Annotated in this window: 13 protein-coding genes and 1 rRNA gene; 1 reads left to right on the top strand and 13 read right to left on the bottom strand. The window is 63.2% G+C overall.

What is annotated here, in order from left to right:
- Nucleotides 1-186 precede the first annotated feature (186 nt).
- Nucleotides 187-1,702 (bottom strand): 16S ribosomal RNA (locus ACOGJC_RS03275).
- 371 nt (nucleotides 1,703-2,073) lie between these two features.
- Nucleotides 2,074-3,366, bottom strand: coding sequence for a tyrosine--tRNA ligase (gene tyrS, locus ACOGJC_RS03280; RefSeq protein ID WP_419848188.1), 1,293 nt, complete (start codon nucleotides 3,364-3,366; stop codon nucleotides 2,074-2,076).
- A gap of 35 nt (nucleotides 3,367-3,401) precedes the next feature.
- Here tyrS and ACOGJC_RS03285 point away from each other — a divergent pair, with 35 nt between their 5' ends.
- Complete coding sequence (locus tag ACOGJC_RS03285; protein ID WP_419847081.1) at nucleotides 3,402-3,902, top strand: hypothetical protein; 501 nt, start codon at nucleotides 3,402-3,404, stop codon at nucleotides 3,900-3,902.
- On the opposite strand, the gene ACOGJC_RS03290 is transcribed toward ACOGJC_RS03285, so the two are convergent.
- The 11 genes from ACOGJC_RS03290 to ACOGJC_RS03340 form a co-directional block, all read right to left on the bottom strand.
- Nucleotides 3,899-4,654: an ABC transporter ATP-binding protein gene (locus tag ACOGJC_RS03290; protein ID WP_419847082.1), complete on the bottom strand. Its 756-nt coding sequence runs from the start codon at nucleotides 4,652-4,654 to the stop codon at nucleotides 3,899-3,901. The genes ACOGJC_RS03285 and ACOGJC_RS03290 overlap by 4 nt on opposite strands.
- On the bottom strand, nucleotides 4,651-6,549 hold the full coding sequence (locus tag ACOGJC_RS03295; RefSeq protein ID WP_419847083.1) for a branched-chain amino acid ABC transporter ATP-binding protein/permease: 1,899 nt from the start codon (nucleotides 6,547-6,549) through the stop codon (nucleotides 4,651-4,653). Before ACOGJC_RS03295 ends, ACOGJC_RS03290 begins: the two co-directional genes overlap by 4 nt.
- Entirely contained in the window at nucleotides 6,546-8,723 is a 2,178-nt protein-coding gene (locus ACOGJC_RS03300) for an ABC transporter substrate-binding protein (RefSeq protein WP_419847084.1), read from the bottom strand. The genes ACOGJC_RS03295 and ACOGJC_RS03300 overlap by 4 nt, the downstream gene beginning before the upstream one ends.
- A gap of 32 nt (nucleotides 8,724-8,755) precedes the next feature.
- Entirely contained in the window at nucleotides 8,756-9,334 is a 579-nt protein-coding gene (locus ACOGJC_RS03305; protein WP_419847085.1) for an NUDIX hydrolase, read from the bottom strand.
- Between the two features lie 7 nt (nucleotides 9,335-9,341).
- Nucleotides 9,342-9,962 (bottom strand): DNA-3-methyladenine glycosylase, encoded by a 621-nt coding sequence (locus ACOGJC_RS03310; protein ID WP_419847086.1) that lies wholly within the window; start codon nucleotides 9,960-9,962, stop codon nucleotides 9,342-9,344.
- A 24-nt stretch (nucleotides 9,963-9,986) separates the two neighbouring features.
- Complete coding sequence (locus ACOGJC_RS03315) at nucleotides 9,987-11,051, bottom strand: NAD(P)/FAD-dependent oxidoreductase (RefSeq protein WP_419847087.1); 1,065 nt, start codon at nucleotides 11,049-11,051, stop codon at nucleotides 9,987-9,989.
- Nucleotides 11,052-11,056: 5 nt separating this feature from the next.
- Nucleotides 11,057-11,995 (bottom strand): ABC transporter permease, encoded by a 939-nt coding sequence (locus ACOGJC_RS03320; protein WP_419847088.1) that lies wholly within the window; start codon nucleotides 11,993-11,995, stop codon nucleotides 11,057-11,059.
- 4 nt (nucleotides 11,996-11,999) lie between these two features.
- The gene (locus ACOGJC_RS03325; RefSeq protein ID WP_419847089.1) at nucleotides 12,000-13,541 is read right to left on the bottom strand and encodes a sugar ABC transporter ATP-binding protein; all 1,542 of its coding nucleotides are present in this window, start codon (nucleotides 13,539-13,541) and stop codon (nucleotides 12,000-12,002) included.
- A gap of 57 nt (nucleotides 13,542-13,598) precedes the next feature.
- Complete coding sequence (locus tag ACOGJC_RS03330) at nucleotides 13,599-14,726, bottom strand: sugar ABC transporter substrate-binding protein (RefSeq protein WP_419847090.1); 1,128 nt, start codon at nucleotides 14,724-14,726, stop codon at nucleotides 13,599-13,601.
- Between the two features lie 103 nt (nucleotides 14,727-14,829).
- Nucleotides 14,830-16,392, bottom strand: coding sequence for a helix-turn-helix domain-containing protein (locus tag ACOGJC_RS03335; RefSeq protein ID WP_419847091.1), 1,563 nt, complete (start codon nucleotides 16,390-16,392; stop codon nucleotides 14,830-14,832).
- Nucleotides 16,393-16,494: 102 nt separating this feature from the next.
- Entirely contained in the window at nucleotides 16,495-17,523 is a 1,029-nt protein-coding gene (locus ACOGJC_RS03340) for a dipeptidase (protein ID WP_419847092.1), read from the bottom strand.
- Nucleotides 17,524-17,535: the final 12 nt, after the last annotated feature.

The raw sequence follows: 17,535 nt of genomic DNA on the forward strand, positions 1-17,535 counted from the left end.
ATGCAGTTCTCAAAGAGCACAGGAGGATGCCGAATAAACAGTTAGACCGTTAAGGCAGAGCCTCGAGCGTGAAAATCACACTCCCTCAAAACGGAAGAGAGGACAAAAGAAACCAGTGCATCAACTGGGAGTGTCCGAACTTGATTCCACCATTAAGCGGTATCAAGTGGAAACGGAACTCCTTAGAAAGGAGGTGATCCAGCCGCACCTTCCGGTACGGCTACCTTGTTACGACTTCACCCCAATCGCCAACCCCACCTTCGGCAGCTCCCCCTCATAAGAGTTAGGCCACTGACTTCGGGTGTTGCCGACTTTCGTGGTGTGACGGGCGGTGTGTACAAGGCCCGGGAACGTATTCACCCCGGCGTTGCTGATCCGGGATTACTAGCGACTCCGACTTCATGGAGTCGAGTTGCAGACTCCAATCCGAACTGAGACCGGTTTTCAGGGATTCGCTTCACCTCGCGGTGTCGCTGCCCGTTGTGCCGGCCATTGTAGCATGTTTGCAGCCCTGGATATAAGGGGCATGATGACTTGACGTCGTCCCCACCTTCCTCCGAGTTGACCCCGGCGGTCTCCTACGAGTCCCCACCTTTACGTGCTGGCAACATAGGACGAGGGTTGCGCTCGTTGCGGGACTTAACCCAACATCTCACGACACGAGCTGACGACAGCCATGCACCACCTGTGTACAGCCCCGAAGGACACCATATCTCTATGGCTTTTCCGTACATGTCAAACCCAGGTAAGGTTCTTCGCGTTGCCTCGAATTAAGCAACATGCTCCGCCGCTTGTGCGGGCCCCCGTCAATTCCTTTGAGTTTTAGCCTTGCGGCCGTACTCCCCAGGCGGGGCACTTAATGCGTTAGCTACGGCACGGAACCCGTTGATAAGGCCCCACACCTAGTGCCCAACGTTTACGGCGTGGACTACCAGGGTATCTAATCCTGTTTGCTACCCACGCTTTCGCTCCTCAGCGTCAGTACCGGCCCAGAGTGCTGCCTTCGCCGTCGGTGTTCCTCCTGATATCTGCGCATTTCACCGCTACACCAGGAATTCCACACTCCTCTACCGGACTCTAGTCATAGCAGTATCGGATGCAGTCTTAGGGTTGAGCCCTAACCTTTCACATCTGACTTACCAAACCGCCTACGAGCTCTTTACGCCCAATAATTCCGGACAACGCTCGCCCCCTACGTGTTACCGCGGCTGCTGGCACGTAGTTGGCCGGGGCTTCTTCTGCAGGTACCGTCAATTTCGTCCCTGCTGAAAGGGGTTTACAACCCGAGAGCCTTCATCCCCCACGCGGCGTTGCTGCGTCAGGCTTTCGCCCATTGCGCAAGATTCCCCACTGCTGCCTCCCGCAGGAGTCTGGGCCGTGTCTCAGTCCCAGTGTGGCTGATCGTCCTCTCAGACCAGCTACCCGTCAATGCCTTGGTGAGCCGTTACCTCACCAACAAGCTGATAGGCCGCGAGACCCTCCCGAAGCGCCGGAGCATTTCCTCTGCCGATCATGCGATCAGCGGAGGGCATCTGGTATTAGCCACAGTTTCCCGTGGTTGTCCCAGTCTTCGGGGCAGGTTCCTCACGTGTTACGCACCCGTTCGCCACTTGGTCATTGCCCGAAGGCGACCTCGTTCGACTTGCATGTGTTAGGCACGCCGCCAGCGTTCGTCCTGAGCCAGGATCAAACTCTCCGTCAACATCTCCAGCAGCTCCTCCCCGAGGGGATTCACCGCCTTCGATCAAGTGCTCGTCTCACTAATTGCCTCGGCGAGACGAAGCGATTCCGGAAAGTCAAAAGGGTCGAAACCCTTCCTGACTTGGTTTCCTTGGAATTGTGTTAGGTCGACGACTTGAACGCGAGGTGCGCCAAGACGTCGCCCGCACTGGCTTTTCCGTCCTCTCTTCCGTTTTCAAGGAGCGTGAGGCGGTGACCCTGACGGGAGAACCGCATCGGTCCAGACGAGCCGAACCGTGCTCTGCCCCTGCGGGCAGCCCGAGAGCTACCCGTTTCAGAGGCGGGTTGTAACGCTACCGGCCTCGACCAGCAACGTCAACTCAATCAGGGGTTTTACCGTGATGCAACCCGCAACAGGTGGTGGCGGCGCTTGCCCCGGCGAAGTAGCAGGTAGCGGCCGTGCAACAGGCGCTCGGATGCCACCACAGCATCTTCACCGGAAACCCGCTCATTGTTCACGTACACCGACCCCTCGGCCAGCCCCCGACGGGCATCGCCTTTGGAGGAGGCCAGCCCGGTTGAGGCCAGCAGCTCCACCAGATCAAAGCTGTTCGAAGCGGGGTCGAACCCGCCTTCGGCGGTGAGGGAGATGTTGGAGGTCGGCACCTCGTTTGCGACCGTTTCAAAGGCCGCCTCGTCCATATCGTCCACCGGGGAGCCGAACAAGATTCGGGCCACTTCCTCAGCGGCCGCGGCCGCGGCCCGACCGTGTACCAAAGAGGTGACCTCATTCGCCAAGATCCGCTGGGCCTCCCGACGACCGGGATCGCCCTGATGGGCCTCGACGGCCTCGGCGATCTCGGCCACCGGCAGCAAGGTGAACTGAAGCAGGCTGCGCTCCACATCTTCGTCGGGCACTTGTACGAAGTACTGATGAAAGCGATAGGGGCTGGTGCGGTCGGCGTCGAGCCACACTGCCCCCTCGGCGGTCTTGCCGAACTTGGCCCCGTCCGACCGGGTGAGCAGTGGCCAAGTGAGGCCGTGGGCCTGGGCGCCGGAGCGGCGGCGGATGAGGTCGACCCCAGCGGTGATGTTGCCCCACTGGTCGGAGCCGCCGATCTGGAGCTCGCAGTCGTGGTGGGAGTGCAACCACCAGAAGTCATAAGCCTGTAGGAGCATGTAGGTGAACTCGGTGAAAGAGATACCGGTCTCGCTCTCCATGCGGCTGCGCACCGAGTGCTTGGCCGCCATCTGGTTCACGGTGGCGTGCTTGCCGGTGTCGCGGAGAAACTCGATGAGGGTGAGCTCGCGTGTCCAGTCGTAGTTGTTGACCAGCTCGGCATCCCCGTCGAAATCCAGCAGCTTCTCAAGCTGACCTCTGATGCCCGACAAGTTGGCGGCCAGCGTGTCGTCGTCCAGCAAGTTGCGCTCATCGGAGCGCCCGCTGGGATCGCCCACCATGCCGGTGGCTCCGCCTACCAGGGCGATGGGCCGGTGGCCAGCCTCTTGGAACCGTCGCAGCACCAGAACCCCGATCAGGTTGCCCAAGTGCAGGGAGCTGGCCGTAGGGTCGATGCCGTGATACACGCTGATCGGGCCGCCGCTCAGTCTTCGGGCCAGCAGATCCCGATCGGTGGTGTCTTGCACCAGGCCGCGGGATTCGAGTTCTTCAAGCACCGAGCGAATGCTACGGGAGTCGACGGCCAAGGGAGAATGAGTACGTGACGGGCAGGCGACTCGGCTTGTCGATTGGCATCGCGGTGGTGGTGCTGTTCGCCGTGTTTTGGATCGGGGCCACCATCTGGTTCTTCGGTGATGAGAACCCCGACCGCCTGCAAGACCGGGAATGGGTGGCCGATGCCGAGGTCCGATGCGCCGAAGCCAGAGACGACCTCGACCAGCTTCCGGCCGCCCGCGATGCCGTGGATCTGGCCGACCGGGCCGACCAGATCGAAGCCTCGACCGCAGTGCTGGCCGACATGACGACCGACCTGGCCGCGTCGGCTCCTGAAGGCGATGACGGTGAGCTGGTGGGGTTGTGGCTGGGTAGCTGGGAGACCTATCTCAACGACCGTCTGGCCCACGCCGAGGCCCTCCGGGGCGGAGAAGACCGCCAGTTCCGGGTGAGTGTGGAGCGGGGAGAAGGGGTTGACGCCCTGTTGGACGCCTTCGCCGACCGCAACCGCATGCCCTCCTGCGGCGACCCGCTGGATATCGGCTAGGCGACTTCGCCGCGGACTCCCAGAAAGGCCCGCCGGACATCGGGGTCGGCCAACAGGTCTTTGGAGAGGCCCTGATAGGTGGCGATTCCCTGCTCGATGACGTAGCCGCGGTTGCTGGCCTCTAGGCCTTGGCGGGCGTTCTGCTCGATCATCAGCACGGTCAGCGAGATTTCCTGGTTCAGCCGCCGGATTGTCTCGAACACCTCCGCGGTCACCAGGGGGGAGAGGCCGGCCGACGGCTCGTCCATCAGCACCAGCCGCGGCTCCCACATCAGCGAGCGGCCGATCTCGATCATTCGCTGCTCGCCGCCCGAAAGCGTGCCGGCCGCCTGGCGGGATCGGGCAGCCAGCTTGGGGAACAGGTCGCACACGAACTCGATGCGTTCGCGAATCCGGGTCTTGTCCCGGCACTGGTACATACCCAGCTCCAGATTCTCGTGCACGGTCATCTGGGCGAAGGTGCTGCGCAGTTGGGGCACGATGGCGATGCCCGCAGTGGAGAGCGCGTCCTGGGGGGCGATGTTGGTGATGTCGGCACCATCGCACACCACGTTTCCGGCCCGTACCGGCACCAGGCCGTACACCGCCTTGAACACCGTGGACTTGCCGGCGCCATTCGGGCCGATGACGCAGACAATCTCGCCTTGATGGACTTCGAGGTCGATGCCGCGGATGATGTCGTGCCCGGCGACGTAGCCGGCTCGCACCGACCGCAGCTCCAGCAGCGATCCCCCTGGCTGGGCCGGGCTCACGGGCTCTCCGCCTCTCCCGCGCGGCCGCCGTCTTCGGGTGGGTCTTGGTGGCCTTGAGCTCCGAAGTAGGCCTCGATCACCGCGGGTTCCTCCATCACTTGGCGAGGAGTGCCCTCGGCCAGCTTGCGGCCGGAGTCGAGCACCACGACCCGCTCACAGAGATGGGCCACGAACTGGACGTTGTGCTCGACCATCAGAAACGACACGCCCTGTTCGGCGTTGATGGACATCAAGCGGTCCTTGATGTCTTCCACCAGAGTCGGATTGATGCCCGAAGTGGCCTCGTCGAGCAGAACCAGGGTCGGATCGCTCATGAGCGCCATGCCGATTTCCAGCAGGCGCCGCTGGCCGCCGGAGAGGGTGCCGGCGGCCTCGTCGGCCATCGGGGCCAGCATCAGGAATTCCATGAGCTGCTCCGCCTTGGCCCGGGTCGCAGTGTCGGTTCGCCGGAACAGCCCGCGGAGGCCGATCTCGCCCCACTGCACGCTGAGTTCCATGTTCTCGCGTACCGTGAGGTCGCGGTACACCCGGATGACCTGGAATGTGCGGGCCACGCCCATCCGAGCGACCTGATAGGGCGACAGCCGGGTGATGTCGGTGGTCCCGAGGCGAATCGACCCGTTGTCGAGGCCGTGCACTCTGCTGAGGCAGTCGAATAGCGTGGTCTTGCCGCTGCCGTTGGGGCCGATAAGCCCGACCATCTCACCGGAGAAGACCTCGATGTCGACCCCGTCGACCGCGGTGAGCCCTCCAAAGCGCTTGACGATGCCATTTGCCTCCACGACCCGTGTGCGTTCACCGGACGGAATGGTGCGGGCTCGGGCCGGCTCAGCCGAGCGGATCGGCGGGGCAGGGCCGCTATCCGATAGGACATCGTCCTCCGTCTGTGGAGCCGACTCGGCCGCCCCCCAGCGCCACAACTTGCGCAGCGAAACCGCCCGGGGGTCGAAGAGGCCGACGATCCCTTTGGGCAAGAACAGCACGATCACGATCAACAGCACGCCCTGGGCAACGAGGTGGTAGTCGAGCAGGTTGGTCCACAGCACTTCGCGCAGCCAGTACAGCCCCACCGAGCCGAGGATCGGACCGATCACCGTGCCGAGTCCGCCGAGGAGGGTGCCCATGATGGCATCGATGGTGCGAGTCTCGATGAAGGCGATGTCGGGGTCGACGAAGGTGTTCTGGTAGGCCCACAGGCCCCCGAAGAGTCCGGTGGACGCGCCGGCGAAGCTGAACACGACCACCTTGAGCCGAGTGGTGGCAATCCCCCGCATCTGAGCGCCCAATTCGTCCTCTCGGATCGCCACCAACGCGGCGCCGAAGCGGGTTCGGCGCAGCCACCACGTCAACCCGATCAGCCCCACCACCAGCACCAGTTCCAGGTAGTAGAACAGTTGGCGGTTCAGGTAAGGAGGCAGGGTGAGGCCGACGCCTCCGCCGGTCAGCCCACCCCAGGTCCTGACGATCTCACGCATGGCCACGAACGTGCCCAGCATGGCGATGGAGAAATACGGACCCTTGAGGTGCATCGTGAACCGGCCGATCAATGCGGCCAGCGCCCCCGCGATAACCATTCCCAGCAGGATGGCTGGGATCGGCGGCCAGCCGATGCCCAGGCCGTTGGATTGCAGCGACATCAGGATCGCCGTGATGTAGGCGCCGATTCCGAACCACACGGCGTGGCCGAAGTCCACGTAGCCGATGAACCCGCCAGTGAGGTTCCAGTTGATGGCCACCGCTACGCCGGTGAACATCAGCGTGAACGTGAACAGGGTGGAGTCGCTGGTGCCTCCGGCCAGAGGGAGCACGATCAGCCAGGCGAGCGCGGCGACCGCGGCGATCCGCACCACCAAGCGCCCCCCGGGGCCGCCTAGCCATTGCCGCCGCAGGTTCATGACGCGGTGGCGTCCACCGGACGCAGTCCTTTGAAGATGCCCTGGGGTCGGAGCACCAGCGCGGCCACCAAGATGACGAAGGAGGCCACCACGGCCAGGTTCGTGCCCACGCCCTCCACGTACAGCGCCAAGACGGCCTCAACAAGGCCGAGCAGCATGGCCCCGCCCAGCGCTCCCCGAATCGAGCCCAGCCCGGCCATGGCGGTGATGGCGAACGCCTTGAGCGTCAGCGGCGGCCCCTGGAAGGGCTGAACGGCCAACACCGGGCTCACCATCGCCCCGGCCGCGCCGGTGATGCCGATGCAGATGGCGAACGTGATCAGGTACACCTTGCCCACGTCGATCCCGACGATGCCGGCGGCTTCCCGGTTCTGCGCCGCCGCTCGGATGCCCTTGCCCAGCCGGGTGCGGGTCAAAAGCAGGCTCAGACAGCCCAACACGCCCAGCGCGATCACCAGGATCCAGAATTTGGTGACCGGCACCGTCAGGGTGTCGGTCACCCGCCAACTCCCGTCGAGTGAGGTGCTGGACCGTCGGAAGTCGGCCGAGAAGATGAGCTTCATGGCGTTCTGCAAGATGATCGCCAAGCCGAACATGACCAGCAGCGACACCAGATGGGGCCGGTTGATGACGTGGTTGACCAGGCCCTTCTGCACTATGTAGCCAAGGGCCATCATCAAGATGAACACCGACGGGACCGAGACGAAGGGATCGATTCCCCACAGGTCGTTCCCCAGCCACGCCAGATAGGCACCGACCATCACAAACTCGCCGTGGGCGATGTTGATGACCCCCATCACCCCCCAGATGATGGAGAAGCCCAGCACCAGCACGGCATACATGCCGCCCAGGGCGATGCCGTTGACGATGGCCTGGGGAAGCTGGCCCAGATCTGATACTTGGCCCACGGGTCCGGCTGATCCCATCGCGCCGTCGCCCAAGGGATATCGAAGGCCGGCAGTGGCGGCGGCGTCGGGGGCGACGATGACGATCTCGCCGCCTTGCACTTGCACCGTGCCCATCGGCTTGGCCGTGTTGACGCCCCGCCCATCAAAGCTGATCGGGCCGTAGAACGTTTCGGCCGTCAAGTCCCTCAGGGCGCCGCGGACGTCGTCGGTCTCGGTGGAGTCGGCGGCTTCGATGGCGAGGTGCAGGGCAAGGGCGGCCGCGGTGGCGCTGGCGGCCTGGTACACGGGCGGCTCCCCCCAGAGGCTTTCGTAGTAGGCGGCGTAGTCGGCGGCGGTGCCGAAGTAGATGCCCTCGTAGGCCATAGTGGATTCCCACTGGGTGGGCCCGAGCACGCCGTCGATGTCGGCGCCGAGTTCCTCGATGAGCTTGGGATTGGACGGGCCGACCGTGATGAGCATGCCGTCGGGTTGGAAGCCCAGTTCTTTGGCCGAGTTCACGAACAGGACTGCGTCGTTGTAGTGACCGCCGCCGACGAAGATGTCGGGACCGAGGTTGCGGAACTTGGTCATGATGGCCGAGACATCCTGGATGTCTTTGGGGTAGGTCTCGGAAGCCAAGACCTCGATGCCATTGGCCTTGAGGTGGCGAGCGGCGCCACTGGCCACCGCGGTGGCAAACGAGGTGTCCTCGTAGGCGATCACCGCGGTGGTAGCCCCCCGGTCGGCGAGGGCCTCGATGCCGGAGCGGGTGTAATCGCTGGCGATGGTGGCCACCAGGAACAGGTTTTGGAAGCCCCGTTCGAACATCGTGTCGGAGGTGCCGTTCCCCTCCACCATCAAGACGTTGTTGGCCTCAGCAATGGCGCTGGTCCCGGTGGTGAGACCGCTGGAGTACGGACCGAGGAGGAAGTCCACCTTGTCCTCGTCGATGAGGCGTTGGACCAAGTTGCCCGCGGTGTCGGCGTCGGACTCGTCGTCGTAGTACACGATCTCGGCCCGGTAGCGCCCGGCACCGATGCGGATGCCGCCGTAGACGTCGTTGACCCAGCGCACCCACGTGTCATAACCCTGGCGGGAGTCCTTGCCCTCCACCGCGTATTTGCCGGTTTCGCTCAGCGCGGCTCCCAGCTTGACGGTTCCCGCGAAGGCCCCATCGGCCGTTCCCGACGACCCGTCGCCGGTTGGCGAACTGCCCCGAACACAACCGGCCGTGAAGAAGAGGCAGACAAGCAGAATGACACCGAGCGCCAGGCCGTGCCGTCGCATCGCCTGCGACCGTATCTGATCGCCGTGCGCCCCTAGGGGCGCGGGAGCCTTTCGAGGGCCTCGCCACCGAGCTCAGCCAGGCGCACCAACCCGGAGTCACAGCCAAGGGCAGCCACACCGTCCAGCGGCACCCAGCGCAAGCCTCGGGACTCGTGGTTGCCCTGTGGCTGGGCATCGGCGGGAGCCTGCACTAGGAAGCGCACGTCGAAGTGCAGATGGGCATCCTCGCCAGGGGGATCCACTTCGTGGATGTCGAGGTGCAGGGGCTGTGGCCAGATGCGAAGGTTTTCGATGCCGGTTTCCTCGGTTGCCTCCCGCAGCGCCACTGCGGCCAGGTTGGCATCGCCATCGGCATGGCCTCCCGGCTGAAGCCAGCGGCCGAACTTGGCGTGGAGCATCAACAGCGTGTTGGCCCCGGTACTGTCCACCACCAGGGCCGAGCCGGTGAGGTGCCCGGGCCGACACGTTCTCACACAGGCATCGGGATGGCCGTCGATCAGCGCTCGATATCGGTCGCCCAGCTCGTCATCGAATTCGGCCAACTGCTCTCGGGCTACCGCCAGGTCATCGGCGAAGGCCAAGGCCGCGTCGCCAGTGCTCAGCCAGGTCATCTCCTCATCAGCCTTTGCGGGATAGGTCGGGACAGCCGGAAACGTACCAGCGCCACGGAAGGTCGGCCCCGGCGCTGAGGCCGATGCGGACCGAGCAGCCCGGATCAAGCGGCGGCGCGGTCCCGTCGTCGAGCACCTCGATCCCTGCGTCGGCGGTTAACAGGTCGGCGCCATTGGCGGCTCCGTCGATCCCCAGTGCGGCAGTGAGTTTGGCCGGCCCGCTGCACAGATCCCGATCCCGGCGCGCCGCCGGGCGCCGTGCCCACATTTGGTCAACGCCGGCCAGCGGGGTCAGCGCCCGCAGCAGCACCGCGGCGCACTCCCCCTCTTTGCCGCACACCACGTTGGCGCACCAGTGCATGCCGTAGGTGAAGTACACGTATAGCCGCCCCGGTGGGCCGAACATGACCTCGGTCCGAGGGGTCATTCCCCGATAGCCATGGCTGCCCGGGTCGTCGGAACCCGCATAAGCCTCCGCTTCCACGATCCGGCCGCGACATTCCCCAGCAACGAGCACCTTATTCAGCAAGTCCGGGGCCACCTCCCGCGGATCTCGGGCATAGAACCCCCGCTCAAGCCTCATCGCCGACACGATAAGGGAGAGCTGGTCTGAAGATGTGGGACTCATCCTGAAACCCGCTGCCAATTGGAGCTACCAATCCGACGAGAACAATCCCTGGACTATCTCAGCCACCCTTTGGCCGGCCCCAGGTGCAGTCTGCACTCCTGTGCCCCCCAAGCCCGCGCACCAGATGAAGGTGGCATCGTCCTGGTGGGGTCGGATCACCGGGCGACGATCGGCGGCAAAGACGCGAAGGCCCGCCCATGCCCGGCGCACACTTCTGATCTGAAGCGTGGTGTGAACGTTGATCCGGTCGATGGTGTAGGCCACATCAATTTCTTCGGGACGAGGATCCCCTGGAGCAACCGGAGTCTCATCGGCCGGGGAGCAAAGCATGAGGCCGCCGACATCGGGCTTGAAGTAGAAGGAATTGTCCGCGGACACCACCATGGCCATGTCTTGTTGGCCGGTCGAAACCGGCGAAACAAATGCCGTCCGTTTCAGCGCTCGGAAGCCCACCGGCGCTAACCCCGATCGCTCGGCCAGCTCATCGGCCCACGCCCCCGCCGCGTTGACCACCACCCGAGCTCTGATCTCTGCTCCCCCCTCCATCAGCCAGTACCCCCTTTGGCGGCGAAGGCTGGCGGCCTCTGAAGCAAGCAGCACTTCAGCTCCGTGGTGGGTGGCACCGCGCACCAGGGCACGCAATAGACCGTCGACATCGATGTCGTATACGCCGGCCTGCCAAGCAACAGCGTCAATCGCCTCTGGACGCAAGACCGGACACATCGCTAGCGCTGCCTCGTAGTCAATTGGCACCGTGCCAGGGAGATCATGGTTTGCCCCTTCGGGTTCGCGCGGATAGATCCAGAGCAACTCGCGAGGAGCCAGCAATGGGTGCTCGGCCATCCCTTCGGCGGAGGATGCAAAAAATGGTCTTCCGGCTTCAGTCAGCTCGTCGTTTTCCTGCCCTCCATAACCAGGCAACAGCGTGGCCGCCGAGCGACTAGTGCTATGAGTGCCCAATTCCGTCTCCCGCTCCACCAACACGGTGCCGAGCCCTTCTCGAGCAAGGTGATATGCGCACGACGCGCCCGCGATTCCGCCGCCGATGACGGCAACATCAACCGTTCGATCCTGCCGTTGCGACCTCATTGGGCCTATTGCGGTCGGCGCTGCGTCCAGGAGTCGATGGCCACCGCGCCAAGTATCACGCCTCCTTGGATGACCCGCTGCCAGATCGGATCGACTTGGTGCAGGTTGAAACCGTTCACCATCAAAGCGATAAAGAACGCCCCCGCAACGGTGCGCCATACCGCGCCTTCACCCCCAGCAATCGATGTACCGCCGACAACCACCGCTGCGATAACCCCGAACACGAAGCTGAAGTCATCAGAGGGCAATGCGGACAGTGTCCGTGATGACGACACCACTCCGGCCAGCCCTGCTGCGGCCCCGGCGAGCCCAAATGCAATCGTCTTGACTCGGGCAACGGGAACACCGGCCAAACGGGCGGCTTCGGCATTCCCTCCGGTGGCATAGACATGGCGGCCGAATCGAGTGCGGCTCAGCAACAACCAGGCCACAGCCACCACCCCGAACGCGATCCAAGTAGCGGTGGTCAGTCCCCAGAAACGGGTTCGGGCAATCGCTGGGTAGGCATCGGTGGAGGCCCGTAGGACGCTTCGATCACTGATCAAGAACCCAGCGCCAAAGACCATGAATGAAGTCGCCAGGGTGGCAATAAAGGAGTTGACCTTCAATGTGGTCACAATCAGTCCATTGGCCACTCCAACGCCCAGCCCAACGGCCACCCCGACGAGGACAGCCAGGAGAGCGTTACCGGTGGCATTCTCAACTTGGAGAGCAAACAGCGGCGCCACAACGAACACCGAGGCCACCGAAAGGTCGAATCCACCGGCAATCATTGTGATAGTGGCAAACGAAGCTGCTATCAGCAGCGCTGACTGCTGATCCAAGACATTGCGGAAGTTGGCTTGGCTGAGAAAGCTGTCGGTAGTGGCGGCCAGAAATGCAAACAAGGCAACCGTGACAATCGCAATGCCGTAGCGACGCAGAACATGCACGACCTGAGTCACCGGATCACACCTGTTCTGAATCCGGTGTGGGAGGGAGACTGCTTAGGTGCTCTGTACCAAACGCCGCATTGAGGATGTTGGTCTCGGTCAATTCCTCCCCCGTGAATTCGGCCACGATCTGGCCTAGGCGCATGACCAGCACGCGATGACTCATCTCCACGACATCCTCAAGCTCCGACGACACCAGCAGCACGGCAGCACCCGATCGGGCTAGTTGGCCGATTACGTCGTAGATGGCTCGCTTCGATCCGACATCGACCCCCCTGGTTGGTTCATCGGCAATGAAAAGCTGAGGCTGGCCCAGCATGGCTCGGGCAAAGAGAACCTTTTGCTGGTTGCCGCCGGAGAGAGTGTTCACTGGCACAGACAAGCCCTCGGCTTTGACGCCAGCCTCTTGGATGGCCTGGCCAGCTGCTGCTTCCTCTTGTTTGACCCGAATCCCGAGTCGACCAATAAATCTCCGAAGATGGGGCAATGTGGTGTTGTCCCTTACCGAGAGCCCCACTACTAGGCCTTGATCCCGGCGGGATTCAGGAATGAGCGAGACCCCTTTGGAGAGTCCATCGGCCACAGTTCCCAACAGGCGGCTTCCCGATACTTCAACAGTGCCGGTACTGGCACGAGTAGCGCCGTACACCGCATGGGCCACCTCGCTTCGACCAGCCCCGACAAGTCCAGCCAACCCCAGGATCTCTCCCTTCTTGATGCTGAAGGAAACACCGGAGAACTCGCCAGCCCGACCGAGGCCTTTCACTCCCAGTACGACCGGTTCATCATCGCTCGGTTGGGGTGGTTTGGGGGGATACGCGTCCCCGATAGAACGGCCTGTCATGCCCTCAACTAGGGACTCATACGTCTCCTCGGCCGCAGGAGCAGTGCGGACCACGCAGCCGTCACGCATCACCGTGACCGTGTCTGATACCGACAAGACCTCATTGAGAAAATGCGACACGTAAACGACGGCTACTCCCCTGTTGGCCAGCTCCCGGACTGTGCGGCGTAACTCGACCGCCTCGTGGCTAGCCAATCGAGCAGTGGGCTCGTCGAAAACGACTAGTCGGGACCGCCGCCCCAGGGCTCGCAGGATTTCGACTTTCTGCTGATCGGCCACCGAGAGCGAGCCGACGTTCTCATCCAGGGGGACTTGAAGTCCATGCTGGGCGACCAGCGATTCCACTCTCTTGCGGTTGCCTCGATCGCTTACAAAGGGACCGATGCACTCCTCCGATCCCAGGACGATATTGTCCACCGCTCTCATGGCGGGAAGCAACGAAAGTTCCTGTGCCACACCTACTAATCCATAGGAGGCGGCCTCATCAGGTCCGCTCAGCTTTGTTGGCGAACCGTTGAGAATGAGCTGGCCCTGGTCAGGGGCATGAATCCCGAGGAGAATACGGCCGAGGGTGGACTTGCCCGCGCCGTTCTCTCCAACAAGCCCGTGTACCCGACCGGGGTGGAAAGCCACCGACACGTCAGATAGGGCCCGGGTGGCGCCGAAGCGCTTGCTGACGTTTCGCACGCTTACCAACGCTTCGTCACCACTCATGGGCTTGCTCTTCTAATTCTGCCCCCGCTGCTTTGAGTTCAGGGCAAGGCCGATCGATCAGCCTGCCCACTGCGGGGTGAACAATGCCACGTTATCGGCGGTCATCAGTCCATTGTCAGGAAGGTCGACCAACGGGTCCACTCCGCCGAAATCGGGGCCGCCGGTAAGGGCGGACACCAAGGCCTCCATAGCGATCCGACCCTCATCGCCCGGTGCGCCGAAGACGCCCGCGAACCAGCGTCCGCTGGCGATGCCGTCGATTGCCGGCTCGGAGCCGCCCAGGCCGATGAGCTTGACCTGGTCCAGCTTGCCCTCATCGTTTAGCGCGATCTCTGCCCCCTGCACCGACTGGTCGGCACCCACGAGGACGTTGAAGTCGGGTTCAACTTGCAAGATGTCCTGGGTGACGTTTATGCCCTCTTCGGGGCCGAGGTACTTGCCCTCGCCCTCCGCGACAATGGATATAGCCGGATAGTCGGCAATCACCTCGTCGAACCCGGCTCGCAGCGCTTCGTCCAACGGCACCCCCTTGATGCCGTAGAAATAGACCACCTTGCACGGGTCCAAGTCGGCGCAAGCCCGCACGGCCAGCTCGCCGAGCCGTTTGCCATTTTGGAACGGAGCGGCGATGACACTGGCGCTCACCCCGGGCACCTGCGGATCTGAGGTGGTGAAGTCCTCACCCACCACCTGGTTGAGGATGACCACTTCCATGCCCGCAGCTAGCGCAGCCTCGATGTCTGGAGCCGAGGCGATGCCGTTGATCGACACCAGGATGACGCCGTCGTAGATTCCCGCGGCAATGGCATCCTGGAACTGGGTTGTCTGCTTGCTGGGATCGAACTGGGCGTCGAACTCGGTGATCTCGACGTTGTTGGCTGCGGCCACGGCCTCCATCTCGTTGCGTGAAGACAGGAGCCAGGTGTTTGCCGAGCTGGCTGACAGATAGGCGACGCGGAGGGGCTCATCTTCGACGGTCGGCTCTGGAGCCGGAGTGGGCTCAGGAGCGGTCGTAGCCTCCGGCGCGGTCGTGGCCGTTGGGGCCGGGGTAGCCTCCGGCGCGGCCGTGACCTCCGGCACAGCCTGGTCGTCATCATCGTTGCCGCAAGCTGTCGCGCCCATGGCAATAACAACCACGAGGGCTAGCCAGATGAATGGGCGTCCAAATCGGGACAATGCTGCCATCGGACATCTCCTTCTGCTGATGCACGCCCGACTTTCGTCAGGGCAGCAGAACCTTAAATCCGCCCGTCAAATGAGGAGATAGACAGGTTGAATATATTTCTGCTTACAGAAGTGCATCTTGCACAGCTCGGTCCGGCTGCCGGTTAACCCGGAGCATTCGACAAGCCAATTGCAGAGAAAGACGGGTCTCAGGATCTTCCAAGTCCACCCCCAAGACTTCAACGATGCGGCGAATCCGGTTGGTCACGGTATTGCGATGAACCAGCAGCCGCTGGGCAGCGTCGGTGTTCGAGCAACTGGCGTCCAGATAGACCTCAAGCGTTCGCAACAGCTCCTGGCCAGTGTCCAGTTCGAGCACGGGCTCGAGGATCGAGCGGGCATAGCGTGCAAAATCCTCGGAGCTGAACCAGCCCATCAACACCCGCTGCACCCCCAGTTGGTCAATATGGGCGGCGGCAGAGGGCGCGTCGGATCGGGCGTTGGCGATAAGCGCCGCCTCATGGGCTTCGGTCAGCGACGAGCGCAGGCCGCGCAGGTCGGGAGAGGGTCGGCCGATTCCCGCATGGGCCTGCAATCCCGAATGCACGCTCACAAACTCTGCCAAGACGTCGCCGAGCCGCTGCACCAGTGAGGCATAACCTTCCACTGCGGGCTCGGCAGGCTCAGTTACCCATCCGCTCCACCCGTCGTTGCGCTCTACCAGAGGGCCGTCAAGGCCTGCGTCCCGAAGCCGCTCCTGCATCTCAGCCTGAAGGTCGATGATGCGGGCGGAGTCAGCACCCTGGAGCTTGATGTACAGGCCTGTATTCCACCCTGCTGAGCTCCATCCCATGGCCAGCATCTGCTTCTGGAGATCGCGCTCGTGAAGATCGCTCGTGGCCAGTAACTCGTTGAGCACGGCGATGCGACGGCGGGCATCCCCCTCCGCCCGCACTCGTACCGAAGCCAACATGGCAGTGAGATACCAAGCCCCGATCTGAAGCAGAGATCGAAGCAGCTGCTGACCGCCATCTGACCCCTCGCTCTCCCCCAGCAGCCAATAGTCGGTGCCCTCGCCGGGTACGAGCACGATCTCGGTGCTGTGCAGGGCCGCTTCAGCCGCGTGGTCCACTAAGTAGACTCCATCGGACGAGAGTCGTCGGTCGCCGACCTCAATGGGGTCGCCAGCCACCATGCTCCGGTCTCGGCCGATTAGGCAAACCCGGGCGGCGCTGAGATCGGCAACCGCGTCAAGCACGCTCTCCACCGTGTCGAGGCGGCGCTGGCCTAGCAAGGCCAGAAGTGAGTCCACCGCCGCCGCCTGCTCGATATCGGCTGCCCAGAGTTGGGACCGCAGCCGGTGCGTGAGGGACATGGCATCGGTGTCGGCCAGCGCGAGCAATGGCACACCGAACCGGTTCGCCAGCCGCTGCACCCCCATGCCGAGGTCAAACCCGGGGTTGGTAATGATGAGCGCGACCGCTCCCGCCTCGGCGATGGCCCTTATGGCCATGTCGATCTGGTAGCGATGCTCGCCGATGGCCGACGCGTCGAACACCACGACCTCCCCAGGCCGAGGCGGTGCCTCCTCTCTGAGACGCATGCACAACACAGCATCGACGACCACGGCGTCCAATCCGGCTTCCCCAGCCAGCAGCTCGGCATCACCAAGCGGGGGCGAAGCCACCAGCTCCCTAACCCGTATGGGACGCTCACCGCCCATTTCTCTCCCTAACCCTTATGAGACGCTCGGCGCCTATTTCTCGATGCTACCGACCGCTCTGCGTGCCTACTGACTATGCGCGGGCTGACAAGGCAGGTTGGCCCGGAAGAAGTCCAACATGTTCTCACTGGCGATGTGGACGGCCTGTTCAGACCCCAACCTGCTGATGAGCGGGCGGGCCAAGTTGGGATAGTCAGCCGGCGCTTTGAGGTCGGCAATCATCGGAAGGTTCTCTGGGTTCACGAGCAGCTGGCGACCTAGGACAGGGTCGACCATGCGGAATAGGTCGTAGATGAAGTCAGCGCCGATGGCCACCCTGCGCCCCCCGATGACCGCAGCAGCGTGCTCAAGGTGATCTATGAACCGGTCGACAGTCGGATTGGACGGGGAGACGAAAGCCCCGAAGGCGTTGACCGCCACGAAACCACCGGAGTCAGCCACCAGGCCGATCTGATCGTCGGTGAGGTTGCGGGGATGATCGCATAGCGCGCGACATGAGGAGTGGGTGGCCACGAAGGGCCGAGTGGCTACCTCGGAAAGATGGGCCACACCCGGTGCCGATAGATGACTGATATCCACCACCATGCCCAGCCGGTTCATCTCTTGAACGGCCTCGACGCCCAGCGATGAGAGCCGTCCGCCGGTGTCGGTCTCTCCGATGCCGTCAGCCATCATGGTGCGCCGATTCCAGGTAAGCGACGCCATGCGTACCCCGAGGTTCCAGAAGGTCTCGATGATCGACAGCGATGAGCCGATGGGCTCAGCCCCTTCCAAGGCGATCAACAGGGCGATGCGACCACTGGCGATGATCTGATCAATATCGGCGGCGCATTCCACGATAGCCACGTCATCGATATGGCGATCAGCGATCTCCCTGGCCAGCGAGATGATCTCCAAGGTTCGCCGCAAGGCAGCCTCACCGATGAACTGCTCCTCGGTGAAGATGGGCAGCACCTGGAATACCACCCCACCCGCCCGCAGCCCAGCCAGCCAGTCTTCCCCGAAGGGATCGGCAACACCCCGCTCGCGCCGGTGCATGCAGCCCAGCAAGAGGTCGTTGTGCGAATCAGCGATGGGCAGAAGCGGCGTCACCATCGTAAATACCCT

The sequence above is a fragment of the Candidatus Poriferisocius sp. genome, from assembly GCF_965204015.1.
Lineage (GTDB): Bacteria > Actinomycetota > Acidimicrobiia > Acidimicrobiales > Bin134 > Poriferisocius.

Bases quoted from the DNA above. Each gene is read 5' to 3' on its own strand.
- ACOGJC_RS03295 (WP_419847083.1), bottom strand. From the start codon at position 6,549: ATGAACCTGCGGCGGCAATGGCTAGGCGGCCCCGGGGGGCGCTTGGTG.
- ACOGJC_RS03300 (WP_419847084.1), bottom strand. From the start codon at position 8,723: ATGCGACGGCACGGCCTGGCGCTCGGTGTCATTCTGCTTGTCTGCCTC.
- ACOGJC_RS03305 (WP_419847085.1), bottom strand. From the start codon at position 9,334: ATGACCTGGCTGAGCACTGGCGACGCGGCCTTGGCCTTCGCCGATGAC.
- ACOGJC_RS03310 (WP_419847086.1), bottom strand. From the start codon at position 9,962: ATGAGTCCCACATCTTCAGACCAGCTCTCCCTTATCGTGTCGGCGATG.
- ACOGJC_RS03315 (WP_419847087.1), bottom strand. From the start codon at position 11,051: ATGAGGTCGCAACGGCAGGATCGAACGGTTGATGTTGCCGTCATCGGC.
- ACOGJC_RS03325 (WP_419847089.1), bottom strand. From the start codon at position 13,541: ATGAGTGGTGACGAAGCGTTGGTAAGCGTGCGAAACGTCAGCAAGCGC.
- ACOGJC_RS03330 (WP_419847090.1), bottom strand. From the start codon at position 14,726: ATGGCAGCATTGTCCCGATTTGGACGCCCATTCATCTGGCTAGCCCTC.
- ACOGJC_RS03340 (WP_419847092.1), bottom strand. From the start codon at position 17,523: ATGGTGACGCCGCTTCTGCCCATCGCTGATTCGCACAACGACCTCTTG.